Source organism: Kocuria sp. ICS0012 (genome assembly GCF_001665945.1).
In the GTDB taxonomy this organism is placed as follows: Bacteria; Actinomycetota; Actinomycetes; order Actinomycetales; family Micrococcaceae; genus Kocuria; species Kocuria marina.
In genome coordinates this window covers 1-16,360 of record NZ_LZMM01000049.1, presented here as the reverse complement: position 1 = coordinate 16,360, position 16,360 = coordinate 1, and the positions used below count along the sequence as shown (strand labels likewise).

Sequence of the window (16,360 nt, the reverse complement as noted above, 5' to 3'; positions counted from 1 at the left end):
CTCGTGCGCGGTGAACCGTCCGAGCTGCTCTTGTGGGCCTTTGGCCGCGAGGAGCAGGCGGACGTGGAGAGCACCCAGGAGTAGTACCCGCCATGCAGGAAGAACCGCCCCCGCCGGCGGGGGGCCGGTTCTTCCGTGTTCTTCCTTGTTCGGGCGTTTTCCGGGTCGCCCGGACCGGGCAAAGTGCGCTCAGTCGGCCCGGACTGGCCGGGAACCCAGTTCGGAGTCCAGGCGCAACAGGCCGGGCCCGTCGTTGTGGACCAGGCGCACCTGGTCGCAGATCTCCTCCACGGTGGCCTCCTCCTCGATCTGCTCGCTGATGAACCAGTGCAGCAGGGGCATGGCATCGATGTCGCCTTCTTCCTGCGCCAGCCGGTACAGGTTGCGGATCGATTCGGATACCTTGCGCTCGTGCGCAAGCGCGGCCTCGAAGCAACCCAGGACGGATTTGTCGGCGATGATCGGACCGGCCATATCCCCGATCTGCGGATCACCGCCGCGGTCCACGATGTGGTCGATGAACTTCTCGGCGTGCGTGATCTCCTCGGCCGCCTGGGCGCGGAACCACTGCGAGAAACCGGGCAGACTCGCCACGTCCATCTCAATGGACAACTGGCGGTAGACCACGGTCGCCTGCAGCTCCATGGTGATCTGGTCGTTGAACGCTTCTGCCATTCTTCCCTTGATGTCCATGACCCCATCGAAGCAGTTTTTCTCCGGCATGGGTAGGTAGCACGCCACCGCATGACGGGTCCCGCCGCCCCGACCGGTTCCCGCGCGCCGGGTGCCCGCCCTTGGCGCGTCGTCCAGTACCATGGAGCGGTCCCGTGATCGCACTGGGCAGCAGTGCCTCCTTAGCTCAGATGGCCAGAGCATCTGTCTTGTAAACAGAGGGTCGCCGGTTCGAATCCGGCAGGGGGCTCCGAACCCGGGCACGGCGCCGTCGTCCCCGCGTGACAGACGACGAGAGCCCCGGTCGGGATGACCGGGGCTCTCGTCGCGTCGGGGGCACCGCCCGCGTCACTTCTTCTCGTCGACCGCCTTCTTCAGTGCGTCCTGGAAGTTGCCTTCCTCGTAGCGCTTGCCGTCGATGAAGATGGTGGGCGTCCCGGCCACACCGTTGTTGATGGACTCGCGGGACATCACGTTGACCATGGGGCGGTAGGTGTTCTCACCGAGCTGGCCCGCCGTCACGTTCGCGCCGTGCTTGTTGGCGATGTCCGCGATCTGCTGGTTGCTCAGGCCGCCGGTGCCCTGGTGGCTGAACAGCTCCTGGGCGAACTCCATGTACTGGTCGCTGTCGACCTGCTCGGCGACCACGTAGGCCGCGTTGGCGGCGCGGGACGAGTACTGATCGCGGGTGGCCCGGTCCAGGAAGTTGAGGTTGCGGTACTCCACCTGCACGTCACCGGCGTCCACGGCCCGCTTGATCGCGTCCGCGTTCTGCTTCTCGAAGTCGGCGCAGTGCACGCACTCGAAGTCCTGGAAGATCACGACCTGCACGGGCTTGCCGTTGCTCGCGGCCTGGTCCTGGTCCACGACCCCCGGGGGCGTCTTGGATGTGTCCGCGGTGGCAGCGGGCTCGGGCTCCTGGGAGAGGTCCCGTTCCTGGACGTCCGAGCTGTTCTGCACGATCCCGTCCTTCGTGACCGTGATGCCGCCGTACTGGTTGGCGCTCGCGGGCACGGGGCCGGCGTCGGGGATCCTGGCCCTGTTGTTCTGCCACACGACCACCCCGATGATCAGCGCGATGATCACGAGTAGCGCGATGACGGCGGCGATCAGCCCCACGGGTTTACCGTTGGAGCGGCGGGACTGCCGGTCTGCGATCTGGCGTGCCCGCTCCCGGGCCTGGTCCGAGGACGAGGAACCGGCGGTGTTGTTTTTGGAAGCCATGGGGGCCCGGGTTTCCTTCCGATGTGCTACACGGGTGTCGGTCTTCGTCCCCAGATTACCCGGGCCCGGCGGGGCCCCGATTCAGCCCGTTCCCAGCTGCCGGGGACGATGCCGTTCGGGCCCCGTCGCGGCCGCCCCGCACCGGCGTGGCGTCGTGCTCCCGCCCCGGCGGCGACTTCTCCCCCGGTGCCGGTGGTACGCACACTTAGGATGGGGGTGAACAGCCGCCCCGGGGAAGGAAGTGATCGTGTCCGCAGACCAGTCTCTTGAGAAGGTGCCCGTCCCGCAGGACGGCTACGACTTCGTGGTGGTGTCCAACCGTCTTCCCGTGGACCGGGACGTGGACGAGGACGGCAACAGCACGTGGCGCCGCTCCCCCGGCGGGTTGGTGAGCGCCCTGGCACCCGTGATGGCCCAGCGCGGCGGCGCGTGGGTGGGGTGGCACGGCGCCCCGGACGAGACGCTGGAGCCGTTCGACCACGACGTCTTCCATCTCGTGTCGGTGAGCCTGTCCGAGCTCGAGGTCAAGCGCTACTACGAGGGCTTCTCGAACGCCACGCTGTGGCCGCTGTACCACGATGTCATCGCGCCGCCCGAGTTCCACCGCACGTGGTGGTACGCCTACCGTCGCGTCAACGAGCGCTTCGCGCGCCGGGCCGCGGAGACGGCCTCCCAGGGTGCGACCGTGTGGGTCCAGGACTACCAGTTGCAGTTGGTGCCGCGCATGCTGCGTCGGTTGCGCCCGGACGTGACCATCGGGTTCTTCAACCACATCCCGTTCCCGCCCACCGAGATCTACTCCCAGTTGCCGTGGCGCAAGGCCGTGCTGGAGGGTCTCACGGGTGCGGACCTGATCGGCTTCCAGCGCCCCGGGGACGCCCAGAACTTCCAGCGCTGCGTGCGCAAGTACCTGGGGGTGCAGTTCACCAAGGGCAGCGCCCGGTTCTCCGAGGACACGGCGGACGGCGAGAGCACCGAGTGGGCCGTCAACGCGGGCTCGTACCCCATCTCGATCGACGTGGAATCCATCAAGGAACTCGCGTCGGACCCGCAGGTCCAGGCCCGGGCGCGGGAGATCCGCGAGGAGCTGGGCAACCCGGACACCGTGTTCCTGGGAGTGGACCGCCTGGACTACACCAAGGGCATCCGGCATCGCATCAAGGCCTACGGCGAGCTGCTCGAGGACGGGGAGATCTCCGTGGAGAACTCGGTGCTCGTCCAGGTCGCGAGCCCGTCGCGCGAGCGCGTGGACTCCTACCGGCAACTGCGCGAACTCGTGGAGGGCATGGTGGGGCGGATCAACGGCCAGTTCGACACCATTTCCCACACCGCCGTCCGCTACCTGCACCACGGCTACCCGTTCGAGGAGATGGTGGCCCTGTACCTCGCCGCGGACGTCATGCTCGTCACGGCCCTGCGGGACGGGATGAACCTCGTGGCCAAGGAGTACGTCGCGGCCCGGCAGGACCGCTCGGGTCGACTCGTGCTCTCAGAGTTCACCGGCGCCGCCGAGCAGCTCAAGCAAGCGGTGCTCGTCAACCCGCACGACATCGACGGGCTCAAGTCCGCCATGCTGCACGCGCGGGACATGTCCGACGCCGAGGCCCGCAAGCGCATGTCCTCGATGCGCCGGCAGGTGCTCACGCACGACGTCGTCGACTGGTCCCACCGTTTCCTCGACGACCTCGCCGCGCACGCCCCGGAGCTCGAGCAGGGCGCCGCGCCCGGGCGGGATTCCGCGCACGACGACGGCGCCGCGGCCGACACGACGCCCGGAGCGGATCGTGACTGACTCGCTCGCGGACGCCCTCGCCACCGCGGCCACGGCCGACACCATGTTGCTGGCCCTGGACTTCGACGGCACCCTGGCACCGTTCACCGAGGACCCCGCGGATTCCCGGCCGCTGCCCGCCGCGCGGGACGCGCTCGACGCGCTCGCCGGACTACCCCGCACCACGGTCGCGATCATCTCGGGGCGGCCCCTCGAGTTCCTGCGCACCGTAATGGACCCGCGGCGCCGCATGGTGCTCTCCGGTTCGCACGGCGCGGAGCTGGACCTCGGCGCCGCGCCCGGCTTCGGTGCGGACACCGAGATCGAACTGACCGAGGACCAGTTGGCATTGCTGGACCGGGCGATCGATGCGACGTACGGGTTCGTGCAGCGCTATCCGGGCTCGCGGGCGGAACTCAAACCCGCGGGTGTGGCCTTCCACACGCGTCCCATGGAGGACCCGGACACCGCCCAGCGAGCGCTGGACGAGATGACCGAGGCCTATGCCGCGATGCCCGGCCTGCGATTGACCCCGGGTCAGCAGGTCATCGAGTGCTCGGTGCTCAGCGCGACCAAGGGGGACGGTCTCACGGCCATCCGCGGAGCCGTGCACCCGCAGGTCACGGTCTTCGCCGGTGACGACGACACCGACGAGGACGCCATGGCGATCCTGGGACCCCACGACGTGGGGATCAAGGTGGGCACCAAGGACTCCGCGGCCCCGTGGCGCGTGGCGGATCCGGACGAACTGACCCGGCTGCTCACGGAATTCGCCCGGCAGCGGGCCCGTGCGGTGACTAGCATGAACTGACATGACCGCCTCCCCGTCCTCCGAGCCCGCGGCGCCGAGCCCCCCGCCCACTCACCGCGGTGTCTCCATCAACACGGCCTTCCCGGAGCCGGGCCTGCTGGAACTGCCGTGGGACACGCCCCTCGAGGACTGGCCCGAGCAGGTGCTCGCGGCGTACCCGCGCGGGATCTCTCGCCACGTGGTGCGCTTCGCGCGGGTCGGGGAGAAGGTCGTGGCGGTCAAGGAGACCACTCAGTACTATGCCCGGCGCGAGTACGGGCTGCTGCGCAAGCTCCAACGCATGACCACGCCCTCCGTGGTCCCGGACTCGGTGGTCACGGACCGCTACTCCCCCGACGGCGAGTTGCTGCCCGCCGCGCTCGTCACGGAACACCTGAGTTTCTCGTTGCCCTACCGCACGATCTTCGAGCAGGTCCCCTCACCGGGGACCATCGACCGGTTGGTGGACGCCCTCGCGTCCCTGATCGTGCAACTGCACCTGTCCGGTTTCTACTGGGGGGACGTGTCCCTGTCCAACACGCTGTTCCGACGCGACGCCGGGGAGTTCGCCGCCTACCTCGTGGACGCCGAGACCGGCGAACTGCACCCGCAGCTCACGCGGGGTCAGCGCGAGTACGACATCGAGCTCGCCAGGACCAACGTGGCCGGTGAGGTCATGGACCTGCTGGCCGGGGAGCACATGCAGCAGCGCCTGGCCCAGGCCGGGGTGGATCCGGCCTCGGTGGACCCGTTCGCGGTCTCGGAACGGCTCGTGGACACCTACACCGGGCTGTGGGACGAGCTGACCGCGACCGAGATCTTCCCCGTGGGTGACCGGTGGCGGGTCCAGGCGCGCGTGCAACGGCTCAACGACCTGGGCTTCGACGTGGAGGAGGCCTCCATGGACGCGGACGAGTCTGGTCAGGTCCACCTGCGCCCGCGGGTCGTGGAACCGGGCCACCACGCGCGCAGGTTGTTGCACCTCACGGGGTTGAACACTCAGGAGAACCAGGCCCGGCGCATCCTCACGGACATCGACCAGTTCGGGCACGCTCTCTACCCCGGTCTGCCCGAGGACCTCACCGCCCAGTTGTGGATGCGCGAGATCTTCGTGCCCATCATGGCGGCCGTTCCCGCCGGGTTGCGGCGCAAACGGGAACCGGCGCAGATGATCCACGAGGTGCTCGAGCACCGCTGGTTCATGTCGGAGAAGGCCGGCAAGGACGTCCCCACGCAGGACGCCGTCCAGGACTACGTGCAGTCCTACCTGACCGAACGCCCGGACGAGAAGGACGTGTTCTAGTCCGCCGCGGGTCGCGTGGTGATCAGGTCCGTGACGGCGCGGTGCACCCGCGCGGTCCAGTTCTCGTCCAGCGAGCCGTAGCGCGCCACGTGCGCGTACGCCGCCCCCAGGATGAAATCCACGACCATGTCCAGGTCCACGGTGTCCCGGATCAGTCCCCGGTCCTTGTCCCGTTGCAACAGTTTGCGCAGCGCATCCAAGCGTGGGCGCACCACGGTGGCCCGCAGCACCTGCGCAGTGGCCGAATGTGGTTCCTGCAGCAGGGTGATGGCCACGCCGAGTCCCATGTCCCGCAGGAGAATGTCCACGGCCGCGGTGAGCGCCTGCTCCCACGTGGCGTCCGGCGCCAGCGGTGCGGTCGCGGTGACCGTGTGCTCGAGCGCGGCCTCCAACAGTTGCGTGCTGTTGGCGTAGCGACGGTAGATCGAGGTCTTGGCCACGCCGGTGCGGGCGGACACCGCCTCGATCGTGACCCGCCGGGGCCCGCCCTCCCGGAGCAGGCGCAACGCCCCCGCCACGATCTTGCGATCGGTGCGGGCTGTGCGGGGGTCCACGGAAGCGGCGTCGGCGCGTTCGGGCGCGGACGCGGATCGCGAACCAGCGGGGTGCGCGTTCATGATCAGGCGGGGACGGTGTCCCGGACGGGCGCCTCGCGGGCCGGCGCCGTGGCCCTGCGGAAGATCTGCAGTCCCGCCATGCCGGGCAGTCTGGCGATGTTTGCGTCCAACCGGTCGATCTCGTGGGCCCCGCCCCCGCCACCGAAGAGGTGGCGCATCACGTGGCCCACCTCGCGGTCGTCCATGACCCCGGAGCCCACGGGGGCCCAGAACTTGCGCAGGGCGAAGCGCGTGAGGCGCTGGGCCTTGCGGGACGCTTCCAGGCGGCGTCGTGCCTGGGTCGCGTAGAAGGCCACGTGGCGGGACTCCTGGTGGGCGATCCGCTGCAGCAGCACCGCGAGCACCGGGTGCTTCTCGAGGGACGCCATGCGCCGGTAGGCCGCCACGGCGGACCACTCGTTGGCCGCACCCCACGCCATGTGCGTGGCGATGAAGTCCACGCCCACCATGTTGGACAGCAGCGACTGCTTGAGAGGCTTGAGCGACTCGGACCAGCCGAGCTTCATGCGCTTGGCCTTGATCTCGTCGTAGTCCACCACGATCCCGTGCATCCCGAGCACCTCCGCGAGTGCCTCACCGTGCCAGTACTCCTCGCGGTTCCACATGGTCATGAAGGTGGAGACGTCCTGGTCCTGGTGGGACGGCGTGACGAGCATGTCCCGCATGTAGCACACGGTGTGGTATTCGACGTCGCACATGTAGCGCAGGCAGCGCAGAGAGTCCTCGGACAGCGGGTTGGTCAGGAACTCGTCCATGTCCAGGTCCGACCACTTGACCCGCGCCGAGGTCTCCGCGAACTTGTCGATGTTGAACGCCATGACTCAGACCTTCCTCCAGTCCTCCACGGGCCAATGGGCCTTCTTGGCACGCCGGTACAGGGGCAGGTCGGGGTTCACCGCGTACGGGTGGCCCACGAGGGACAACCAGCTCACGTCCGCCACGGAGTCCCCGTACCCGTACGAGCGGCTCAGGTCCAGGCCGTGGTCCTGCGCGTAGCGCTTGAGCCACTGCGCCCGGGCCTCATCCACGAGCGGCGGGGCCGCCAGGTACCCGGTCAGCACGCCGTCCACCTGGTCCATCCGCCCGGCCACGACGTCGTCGAACAGTTCAGCGATGGGGCTCACGAGCAGGTCCAGGGACCCGGTCACGAGCACCGTGCGGTGCCCCGCACGCCGGTGTTCCTCAATCCGTTCGAGTGCTCCCGGGCGGATGCTGTTCTCCACGACCCGGCCGAGCGACCCGTTCATCAGTTCCTCGACCCGCGCCACGGGCACGCCCGCGTAGCGGCGCAGGAACGCCCGGATGAACTCGCCCCGATCGCGCCGTTCCGCCTTGATGTAGGTGGGGGCGTTGCCGAACAGTTCGGTGAGTTCCGCGGGCCACTGCAGCGGGCTCAGCTCCCGGCGGCGCAGTTGCGCGTACTGGGTGATGATGTTGCCCGAGGCCACGGTGCCCTCGAGGTCGAACACGGCCACGACGTCCGTGCCCTCGTTCAGTCCCCGACTGCGCACGGCCCGCTTGCGCGACGCCGCCTTGGCCCGGGTGTACGCACGGGTCATCTCGGTCAGTGCGGGCAGGTGCACTCTCTGCCAGTAGTCCCGCCAGTCGATGGCCCGCACGTCGAAGTGCTGGTCCTCGGGCGTGCCCTGCGGCAGGGAGCGGTCCAGTTGCCGCGTGTGGGTGTCGTCGAAGATCATCTCCGTGCGCGTGTAGTTCTGGTACAGGTCCACGTAGGTGCGCAGCGAGCCCAGCCCGGTCTGCATCCGGTGCAGGGAATTGGTCCACTCGCGTGTGCGCGCCGTGGCCGGCAGCACCGAGCTCAATCGGCTCCCCGCGGCGGCCAGTTTCTCCTTGACCGCGAGCCCGCGTTCCATCGAGTTGTTCGCGGGGAACTTCCACTCGGGCACCGCGATGGGATTGCCATGGGAGTCCTCGAGCGGGCGCTCGCGGAAGTACGAGCGCACGCTCTCATACATCTGGTGGAACGGCAGGGGGTTCGAGGCCCCCGAGCACACCTGGTAGTACCGCGCTGCCGGATCCTGGGCGTCCCGCAGCGTGGGTGCCCCATTGGCTTCCCGGTGCCCCTCCCTCACGAGGGCCACGATCGCGTTGACCACGAAGTCCACAGGGATCACGTCCAGCACCGAGTCCGGCAGGCCCGGGAACTCGGGCAGCGCGCCCTTCGCGTACGCCATGATGAGCGGGTCCGCGACCTTGTAGCCGTCGATCCACCCCGGGAAGGGGTGACGCAGGGCGGACTCGATGATGGACGGGCGCACGATCGACAACCGGTGCCCGGCCCCGGCCCACTTCTGCTCCGCCACGCGCTCGCCCAGGGCCTTGGTGAACGTGTAGATGTCCGTCCACCCCAGGGACTGCGCGCGCGTGCGGCCGTGGTCCACGAGCCGGGAGCGCACCCACTCCAGGCGTGCTTCCTCGGCGGCGCGGGCCACGGACTTGGGCCCCTCCTTGCCGCGCGTGCTCGTGGCGCGCCGGATGAAGGACTCGAGACGCTCGGGTGAGCGGGACTCCACCTGGGCGGTGTCCGCGGCGCGGACGGCGGCGTCGTACTCCACCTGCCAGTCCACGTCGTGATCCACCGAGGCCTCCGGGCGCAACCCCTTGGCGATCCCGCCCACGTAGCACGTGGACACGTGGATCACGTGGGGGTCCTGACCTGTGCTGCGCAGCGCGTCGTAGAGCCCCACGGCGCCACCCACGTTCGTGCGGAACGCCTCGTCGATGGGCGGGTCGAACGAGACCGTGGACGCGGAGTGCACCACCACGTCGAAGGGTTCCGCGATCTCCCGCAGCCCCGTGAGGTCGCCCTCGAGCACGCTCGTGCGGGCGTCGAAGATCTCCTGAGCGCGTTCCGGGCCCACGGCGTCCCGCCAGGTCTTGAAGGACGGCTTGCGCAACAGCTGCTTCAGGCGCGCCTCACCGGACTGCGTGCCCTTGGGTCGGACCACCGCCGTCACGTGGATGTCGTCCGAGCCGGAGAGCAGGCGCTCGAGGACGGCCTGGCCCAGGAAGCCCGTGGCCCCCGTGAGCAGGACGCGAGTCGTGGTGGTCTGGGTCAACGGGATCCTCCGGTGCTTGGGAACGGGTGCGCCGTGGGCGCGGTGGCCACCCGCGCCGACCGCGACGCGGGTGGAAGGGTCTGGTGGGGAGCGTATCGACTCAGTCGCCACTCGCGTTCCACGGCCCGGCGCAGGGGTTCGCTGCCCGCGGTGCCCGGCGTGGCCTGCAAGGGCTCGTCCGCGAGCGCGAACAGTTCGCGTCGCTGCGCGACCGTGGGCGCCAGGTCCCGCAGGAACCGGCGCGCGTGGGCGTGGGACAGGCCCACGGGCCGCAGCGGGTGGAATGCGAAGGTCAGGTAGGCGCGGGCGAAGCGCTGGGCGCGCGGGTCGGTACGGACCCGCGCGGTGGTCTCCTCGGCGAAGAAGCGTTCGTGGGTGGCCTTCACCTCGGCCACGCGCCGCAGCAGCGAGGACAGTTCCGGGTGCCCGGCGCGGCGTACGAGCATCCGCAGGACCGCGCGGGTGCTCGCTTCCTGGGACCAGCCGCGCGCGGTCTGTCCCGCGACCACGGCCTCCCCGGAGAAGTTGGTCCACACGGAGTCCACCATGGGCGAGAGGTTGTCCAGGGCGGTCTCGACCCGCTCGACCCACGAGTGCTCGGGCGGCTGGGGAGCCCCGGCGTGCGGTCCGTGGGCGTCCAGGACGGCTTGATAGGCGTCCGCGATCCAGTGCCGCTCGTACGCCCACGTGGTCAGGAACGCGGCGACCCGCGACTCCTTGTTGGTGTAGCTGACCACCACGGAACGCACCTGGCCCATGGTGGAGCGTTCCATGTCCCGCAGGTAGCGCAGGTCCTCGAGCACGGCCGGGTCCAGGGGTGCGCGGTCGAAGGCGGCGAGGTCCAGCTGGGGTCGGAGGCTGCCCTGCGCGCGGTACGTGAAGTCCTTGACGTCGAAGCCCGAGCGCAGCACGATCGGCTGTTCCACGGGCCCGTAGAGCCGACCCTGGCGATGCCGGGCGAGGTAGGACTGCTGGCTCACGGGACGCTCCTTCGATACTCCGTCATGGCTCGCCGAGGGGCGCTCACGCGGGGCCGGGGGACGCTGCGCTACGCCTACCGTAGTGTATCTTAGTGGCATGCTTACCGCTCTCGTGACCGGTGGGACGTCAGGCATCGGTGCCGCGTTCGCACGTTCCCTCGCCCGCAGAGGCTTCAACCTGGTCCTGGTGGCCAGGGACACGCAACGGCTCGAGAGCACCGCCCGGGAGCTCGGCGCCGCACACGGGATCCACGTGGAGACACTGACCGCCGATCTGGCCGAGACCGAGGACCTGCTGCACGTGGCCGAGCGGCTCGAGGACCCCGATCGTCCCGTGGACATGCTCGTGAACAACGCGGGCTTCTCGGTCAAGGTGCCCTACACCGCCCAGGACTTCTCCCAGCACGAGGCCGGTTTCCAGGTCATGTGCGCGGCCGTCGCGCGACTCTCGGGGGCCGCGGCCCGTGCCATGACCGCCCGCCACTCGGGGTGGATCGTCAACGTCACCTCCACCTCGGGCTGCGTGACCATGGGCGACTACTCCGCGATCAAGGCCTATGCGACCGCCATGACCGAGTCGCTCGCCGTGGAGCTGCACGGCACGGGGGTCCACGTGACCGCCCTGCTGCCCGGGTGGGTCCGCACCGAGTTCCACAGCCGCGCGGGCATCACCGGCTCCTCGATCCCCGACTTTATGTGGCTCGACGCGGACCGGCTCGTGGAGGAGGCCCTCGCGGACGTGGCCCGCGGCAAGGTGATCTCGGTGCCCACACTGCGCTACAAGGTCATGGTCACCGCGCTGCGCCACCTCCCGCGCCCCACCGTCCGGTGGATCTCCCGTCAGATCTCGAGCGTCCGACGCCGCGAGCTCCAGGCCTGATCCCATGGCACCCCAGGATTCCTCCCCGCAGCACGACGGCACTCCCGCCCGGCGTCCGCGCGCCGCGTCCCGCCAGCGCCCCGGCTCCACGCCTCGGTCGACCCCGGAGCCCCACCCTCGCGTGTTGGACTCCCTCGAGGGCCACACCGGTCGGCAGGAACCCGATCCGCCCGCTCCCCCGGCGGAGTCGGCGGATCTCACGGCGACCCACTACACCCAGCCCGTGCGCCGGATACTGCGCCGGATCACCCAGACCGTCTTCTTCCGGGGGATCGTCAACCGCACGATCACCCGCACCAACGTGGTGGATCCCGCGGCCTACGGGGTCAAGGGCACGTGCGTGGTCGTCGCGAACCACTCGAGCCATCTGGACGCCCCGCTCGTGATGAGCGGCGTGCCGCACTACATCTCCCGCGATCTCGCGACCGGGGTGGCCGCGGACTACTTCTTCACCGCGTGGCACAAGAAACTGTTCACGCAGCTGATCTTCAACGCGTTCCCCGTGGATCGTCGCGGTGAGGGCGCGAACAAGGGCCTGTCCAAGAAGCTGCTGGCCGCGGGTGTCCCGCTGCTGATCTTCCCGGAGGGGACCCGCTCGAAGACCGGGAAGATGGCCCCGTTCAAGGTGGGAGCGGCGTCATTGGCGCTGGCGATGCAGGTGCCGGTCGTGCCCGTGGCCCTGATCGGGGCGCACGAGGCCATGCCGCGCGGTACGAGCTGGCCCCGCCGAGGCCGCCCGCCGGTGGTCGTGGCCGTGGGTGCACCCCTGCGAGCGCGGGGCAACGAGAACGCCTACAGCTTCAACGAGCGCATCGAGGCCGCGGTGCGTGCGCTGTACGCTGCGAACCGGCACAGAATCCAGGACTAGTCGGACCCAGGAAAGAGGTTGTCCCTCAGTGGCACACGTGAAGCATCAGAAGTGGTGGGGCTGGGGCGAGGAAGGCGTGTTCTTCGACTACCAGAACAAGCCGGCCTTCGCGCCGTTCGTCAAGAACGCGATCGGGGTGTCCCTGCGGCCGCGCGAACGGGACACCGTGGACTTCGCCACGGCGCGGGTCCCGGCGTCCACCGCGTCCGAGGACGTGCTGACCGTCCTGCGCGGGATCAGCGGCGCGGAGCACGTGTCCGTGGACGACGAACTGCGCATCGTGCACTGGGCCGGCAAGTCCGTCCTGGAACTGATGCAGACACTGCGCAATGATTTCGCGCGCGTCCCGGACGCGGTGGTCTACCCCGGCTCCGAGGACGAGGTCACCGCGATCCTCACCGCCGCCGTGGAGCACGACCTCGTGGTGATCCCCTTCGGGGGTGGCTCGAGCATCTCGCGCAGCCTCCAGGCCGAGGCGGACGAGACCCGCTGCATCGTGTCCGTGGACATGGGCCGGTTGAACAAGGTGCTCGAGATCGACGAGACCTCCGGGCTCGCGACCATCCAGGCCGGCGTGCTGGGCCCGGACATGGAGGAACAGCTCAACGCCCGCGGGTGGACCCTGGGCCACTTCCCGGACTCGTTCGCCCACTCTACGCTCGGCGGCTGGGCAGCCACCCGCTCCTCCGGCATGCAGTCGGACAAGTACGGGGACATCGCGGACATCGTACGCGGCCTGCGCATGGTCCGCCCGTCCGGCACGGTCGTGCTGCGCTCCCTGCCCTCGACCTCCACCGGGCCCAGCCTGCGCGAGATGATCATCGGCTCTGAAGGCCGGCTCGGGATCATCACCGAGCTCACCGTCCAGGTGCACCGGTTGCCCCAGGAGCACGAGGTCATCGCCTACATGTTCCCCACGTGGCAACAGGCCCTGACCGCGGTGCGCCAGTATACCGAGGCGGAGATCCCCCTCACGTTCGCCCGCGTGTCGGACGCCCACGAGACCGCGTTCTCCTTGGCCACGCAGAAGGCCGCGACCTCCGTCAAGGGCAAGCTCGCCGCCAAGGGTCAGGACGCCCTGTGGGCCGTGATGCGCAAGCGCGGGTGGGACACGGACGCCATGTGCATTTCGTACGTGTGCTTCGAGGGCACCCCCAAGGACGTCGCTGAGCGCAAGAAGGCCGTCGCGAAGATCGCCAAGGCCCAGGGCGCCGTCGTCCTGGGGTCGGGGCCGGGCGCGCTCTACGACCAGAAGAAGTTCGACACCCCGCACCTGCGCGACTTCCTGCTCGAGCAGAACACGGTGGGGGACGTCTCCGAAACCGCCGCGCCGTGGTCGCGCCTGACCACGGTCCACAAGGCCGCGTACGACGCCGCTCAGCGCGCCTACGAGCGGATCGGCAAGACCGGCTGGATCATGTCCCACATGTCGCACTCGTACCACTCGGGGGCGTGCCTGTACTTCACGTTCGCCTACGTGTTCGACGACGAGAAACCGTACGAGGAGTACGAGATCGTCAAGTCCGCGATCCAGCAGTCCTTCGTGGACTCGGGTGCCACCCTGTCCCACCACCACGGCGTGGGCGTGGAGCACCAGCCGTGGATGGAGCAGGACGTCTCCCCCGAGGGTGTGGCCCTCATGAAGGGGCTGTTCCACGCGGCGGATCCGGGAACGAACTTCAACCCGGGCAAGATCGTGTCCTGATCCGACCCACCCATGCCGCAGGCCCCGCTCCCGGTTCACCGGGGACGGGGCCTGCGCCGTCAGGCTCCCGAGGTGTACTTTCGGGCCGCTTCGGCGTACCAGTCCAGGACCTCGGCGTCCTCCGCGGTCGCGCGGTTGACGCTGCTCGGGTCCGCGCCCTGGAAGAGCCTTTTGACGGGGATCTCCAGCAGCTTGCCCGTACGGGTGCGGGGAACGGCCGGGGCCTCGATGATCTCGTCCGGGACGTACCGCGGGGAGATCTTCTCGCGGATGGCCCGCACGATGCGTTCCTCAAGCTCCTGCGTGAGCCGCGTGCCCGGTTGCGGTACCACGAACAGGGGCATGTAGTAGTCCCCGTCCGCGAGCTCCGCCCCGATCACCATGGACGCCGCCACGCCGTCCACCTGGTCCACCACATGGGTCAGATCGGCCGAGCCCATCCGGATCCCCCCGCGGTTGATCGTGGCGTCGGATCGCCCGTGCACCACGAACGGGCCCTCCGAAAGCTGGGTGACCCAGTCCCCTTGCCGCCACACGCCGGGGAACATGTCGAAGTAGGCCGCGTGATACCGGGAGCCGTCCGGATCGTCCCAGAAGAACACGGGCATGCTCGGCATGGGTCGAGTGATCACGAGTTCCCCCACCTGGTCGTACACCCGCCGTCCCTCGCGGTCCCACGACTGGGCGTCCACTCCCAGGTACGGGCCCATGAGCTCGCCCTTGTACATGGGTTGATATGGGTTCGTGCCGATGAACGCGCTCGTGACGTCCGTGCCGCCCGAATCGGATCCGAGACGCACCGTGTCGGACACGGATTCGTACACCCAGTCCCACGTGGCATCGGGCAGCGGTGAGCCGGTCACGAGGATCGATTTCAGCGCGGAGAGGTCCATGCTCACATTGGGGACCACGCCGGCGCGCTGCATCATGGCCAGTACGCCCGCTCCCGTCCCGAAGAACGTGGCCCCGTTGCGCGCCGCCAGCTCGAGGGACTTCTCCGGTCCCCCGTACACGGGTGAACCGTCGTAGGTGATGATGCGGGAGCCGGTGAGCAGGATGCCCACGAGCATGTTCCAGACCATCCACGTGGTGGCCACGGCGTAGTACGCGATGTCCTCCGGTCCGAGACTGGCGTGCAGCCCCAAGGCCTTCAGGAACTCCAGGACCACCCCGCCGTGGGAATGCACAATCCCCTTCGGTTTACCCGTGGTTCCCGAGGAGTAGAGGATCCACAGGGGATGGTCGAAAGGAAGCTGCTCATACCGCGGCGTCACGTCGCGCCCGCTGATCTCGGAAAAGCGCAGCGACCCCTCCGGCAGGGCGCCCACCTTGTCCCGCGGTTGTTGGTCAACCACGACCAGTTGCTCCACAGTGGGCAGGACCTCGAGCAAACCGGCGTAGCTCCCGGTCATATCCCGCAGCGACCCGCCGAACTCGTAGCCGTCCACCACGAACAGCACCCGCGGTTCGATCTGCGCGAAGCGGTCCGCGACCCCGGACGGCCCGAAGTCGGTATTCACCACCGACCACACGGCACCCACGGACGCGGTGGCCAGCATGGCGATCGCAGTTTCCGGAAGGTTGGGAAGTACAGCGGCCACCCGGTCCCCCGGGACGATCCCGAGATCACGCAATTGTTGCGCCACGGAGGCCACTCGGGCTTCCAACTCACCCCAGGTCCAGGTGTCCGGTGCACGTGATTCGTGCTCCCCGATGATGGCGACGTCGTCCGGCCGGGTGCGGGCCGCCCGTAGCGAGTTCTCAGCGTAGTTGAGGCGTGCACCGGGGAACCACTGAGCGCCGGGCATCCCCGTATGCGCCTCCGAGCTCTCGGAGGTACTCAGTGCCTGTTCCCCCGGCCGGGAAGCCACGACGTCGAAGTAGTCCCAGACGCCCTGCCAGAACTCGTTCATCTGCTCCACCGACCACGCGTGCAGTGAGGGATAGTCCGGGAGCTCGATCCCGTGCCGGCGTTCTGCCCACCGGGCGAAGTCGAACATCCGCGAGCCACGAATGGAGTCCTCCGAGGGGGTCCACAGTGGCGTTCTCAGGCCGTCATTCGATGAAGTGTTCATGGCCCCATCGTTGCATCCGCGGTGAGCGGCGTCACGCAAGGCGTCACCGGGATGCGATGTGGCGACAACGGGAATCCTTCGTTGAATGCCCATTCCCGGAACGGAAGGAGTAAGGACTCAGAGAGGCTCCCCATGGGACACATGGAAAAAGCCCCCGGGCTGGGGGCGTGTGCTGGTGATCGTGCGTGCATCGGTGCTCGCGAGTGGGCTTCGTGTTCGTGGGTGGGCTTGGTGTTCGCGCCGGTGCTCTGGAATGGGTGTGTTAAATGGTGGGAGGCCCCCCCCCCAAAGGGGGGGGGCGCGGCCCCATGTTTTTTTTATTTTTATTAACGCGGGGGGTTTTATAAGGGTGATTTTAAAAAAACACCCCCCCCCCCACAGCCACGAAAGTGGGT

13 protein-coding genes and 1 tRNA gene are annotated in these 16,360 nt (G+C 68.8%); 7 read left to right on the top strand and 7 right to left on the bottom strand.

Features of this window, described 5'->3' with window-relative positions; translation table 11 throughout:
- Positions 1-189 precede the first annotated feature (189 nt).
- The gene (locus A5728_RS08440; RefSeq protein ID WP_179861319.1) at positions 190-675 is read right to left on the bottom strand and encodes a ferritin; all 486 of its coding nucleotides are present in this window, start codon (positions 673-675) and stop codon (positions 190-192) included.
- A gap of 173 nt (positions 676-848) precedes the next feature.
- Between A5728_RS08440 and A5728_RS08435 the strand changes: the two genes are divergently transcribed.
- Positions 849-922 (top strand) — tRNA-Thr (locus A5728_RS08435).
- A gap of 98 nt (positions 923-1,020) precedes the next feature.
- Here A5728_RS08435 and A5728_RS08430 read toward each other — a convergent pair.
- Positions 1,021-1,896: a thioredoxin domain-containing protein gene (locus A5728_RS08430; RefSeq protein WP_064846617.1), complete on the bottom strand. Its 876-nt coding sequence runs from the start codon at positions 1,894-1,896 to the stop codon at positions 1,021-1,023.
- A gap of 247 nt (positions 1,897-2,143) precedes the next feature.
- Between A5728_RS08430 and A5728_RS08425 the strand changes: the two genes are divergently transcribed.
- From A5728_RS08425 to A5728_RS08415, 3 genes are read left to right on the top strand one after another with little or no spacing between them, the layout of a single operon-like run.
- A complete protein-coding gene (locus A5728_RS08425) occupies positions 2,144-3,688 on the top strand; it encodes a trehalose-6-phosphate synthase (protein ID WP_064846620.1) in 1,545 nt (514 codons plus the stop codon).
- Positions 3,681-4,478 carry a trehalose-phosphatase gene (otsB, locus tag A5728_RS08420; RefSeq protein WP_064846616.1) on the top strand — a complete coding sequence of 266 codons (798 nt, stop codon included), beginning with the start codon at positions 3,681-3,683 and terminating at the stop codon, positions 4,476-4,478. Before A5728_RS08425 ends, otsB begins: the two co-directional genes overlap by 8 nt.
- A gap of 1 nt (position 4,479) precedes the next feature.
- A complete protein-coding gene (locus A5728_RS08415) occupies positions 4,480-5,760 on the top strand; it encodes a DUF4032 domain-containing protein (protein ID WP_064846615.1) in 1,281 nt (426 codons plus the stop codon).
- On the opposite strand, the gene A5728_RS08410 is transcribed toward A5728_RS08415, so the two are convergent.
- The 4 genes from A5728_RS08410 to A5728_RS08395 are packed head-to-tail and all read right to left on the bottom strand — an operon-like array spanning position 5,757 to position 10,437.
- Entirely contained in the window at positions 5,757-6,377 is a 621-nt protein-coding gene (locus A5728_RS08410; protein ID WP_064846614.1) for a TetR/AcrR family transcriptional regulator, read from the bottom strand. The genes A5728_RS08415 and A5728_RS08410 overlap by 4 nt on opposite strands.
- 2 nt (positions 6,378-6,379) lie before the next feature.
- Positions 6,380-7,195 carry a hypothetical protein gene (locus A5728_RS08405; RefSeq protein WP_064846613.1) on the bottom strand — a complete coding sequence of 272 codons (816 nt, stop codon included), beginning with the start codon at positions 7,193-7,195 and terminating at the stop codon, positions 6,380-6,382.
- 3 nt (positions 7,196-7,198) lie between these two features.
- On the bottom strand, positions 7,199-9,457 hold the full coding sequence (locus A5728_RS08400) for an HAD-IB family hydrolase (protein WP_064846612.1): 2,259 nt from the start codon (positions 9,455-9,457) through the stop codon (positions 7,199-7,201).
- Positions 9,454-10,437: a hypothetical protein gene (locus A5728_RS08395; protein WP_064846611.1), complete on the bottom strand. Its 984-nt coding sequence runs from the start codon at positions 10,435-10,437 to the stop codon at positions 9,454-9,456. Before A5728_RS08395 ends, A5728_RS08400 begins: the two co-directional genes overlap by 4 nt.
- Positions 10,438-10,534: 97 nt before the next feature.
- Here A5728_RS08395 and A5728_RS08390 point away from each other — a divergent pair, with 97 nt between their 5' ends.
- The 3 genes from A5728_RS08390 to A5728_RS08380 are packed head-to-tail and all read left to right on the top strand — an operon-like array spanning position 10,535 to position 13,890.
- Entirely contained in the window at positions 10,535-11,317 is a 783-nt protein-coding gene (locus tag A5728_RS08390; RefSeq protein ID WP_064846610.1) for an SDR family oxidoreductase, read from the top strand.
- Positions 11,318-11,321: 4 nt separating this feature from the next.
- A complete protein-coding gene (locus A5728_RS08385) occupies positions 11,322-12,185 on the top strand; it encodes a 1-acyl-sn-glycerol-3-phosphate acyltransferase (RefSeq protein ID WP_231885580.1) in 864 nt (287 codons plus the stop codon).
- A gap of 28 nt (positions 12,186-12,213) precedes the next feature.
- Positions 12,214-13,890 carry an FAD-binding oxidoreductase gene (locus A5728_RS08380; protein WP_064846609.1) on the top strand — a complete coding sequence of 559 codons (1,677 nt, stop codon included), beginning with the start codon at positions 12,214-12,216 and terminating at the stop codon, positions 13,888-13,890.
- Positions 13,891-13,949: 59 nt separating this feature from the next.
- Here A5728_RS08380 and A5728_RS08375 read toward each other — a convergent pair whose 3' ends face one another.
- Entirely contained in the window at positions 13,950-15,965 is a 2,016-nt protein-coding gene (locus A5728_RS08375; RefSeq protein WP_064846608.1) for an acetoacetate--CoA ligase, read from the bottom strand.
- Between the last annotated feature and the right edge of the window lie 395 nt (positions 15,966-16,360).

Excerpts from the sequence above, each read along its gene's own strand:
- A5728_RS08440 (WP_179861319.1), bottom strand. The coding sequence starts at position 675 with ATGGCAGAAGCGTTCAACGACCAGATCACCATGGAGCTGCAGGCGACC.
- A5728_RS08430 (WP_064846617.1), bottom strand. The coding sequence starts at position 1,896 with ATGGCTTCCAAAAACAACACCGCCGGTTCCTCGTCCTCGGACCAGGCC.
- A5728_RS08415 (WP_064846615.1), top strand. The coding sequence starts at position 4,480 with ATGACCGCCTCCCCGTCCTCCGAGCCCGCGGCGCCGAGCCCCCCGCCC.
- A5728_RS08410 (WP_064846614.1), bottom strand. The coding sequence starts at position 6,377 with ATGAACGCGCACCCCGCTGGTTCGCGATCCGCGTCCGCGCCCGAACGC.
- A5728_RS08405 (WP_064846613.1), bottom strand. The coding sequence starts at position 7,195 with ATGGCGTTCAACATCGACAAGTTCGCGGAGACCTCGGCGCGGGTCAAG.
- A5728_RS08390 (WP_064846610.1), top strand. The coding sequence starts at position 10,535 with ATGCTTACCGCTCTCGTGACCGGTGGGACGTCAGGCATCGGTGCCGCG.
- A5728_RS08385 (WP_231885580.1), top strand. The coding sequence starts at position 11,322 with ATGGCACCCCAGGATTCCTCCCCGCAGCACGACGGCACTCCCGCCCGG.
- A5728_RS08375 (WP_064846608.1), bottom strand. The coding sequence starts at position 15,965 with ATGAACACTTCATCGAATGACGGCCTGAGAACGCCACTGTGGACCCCC.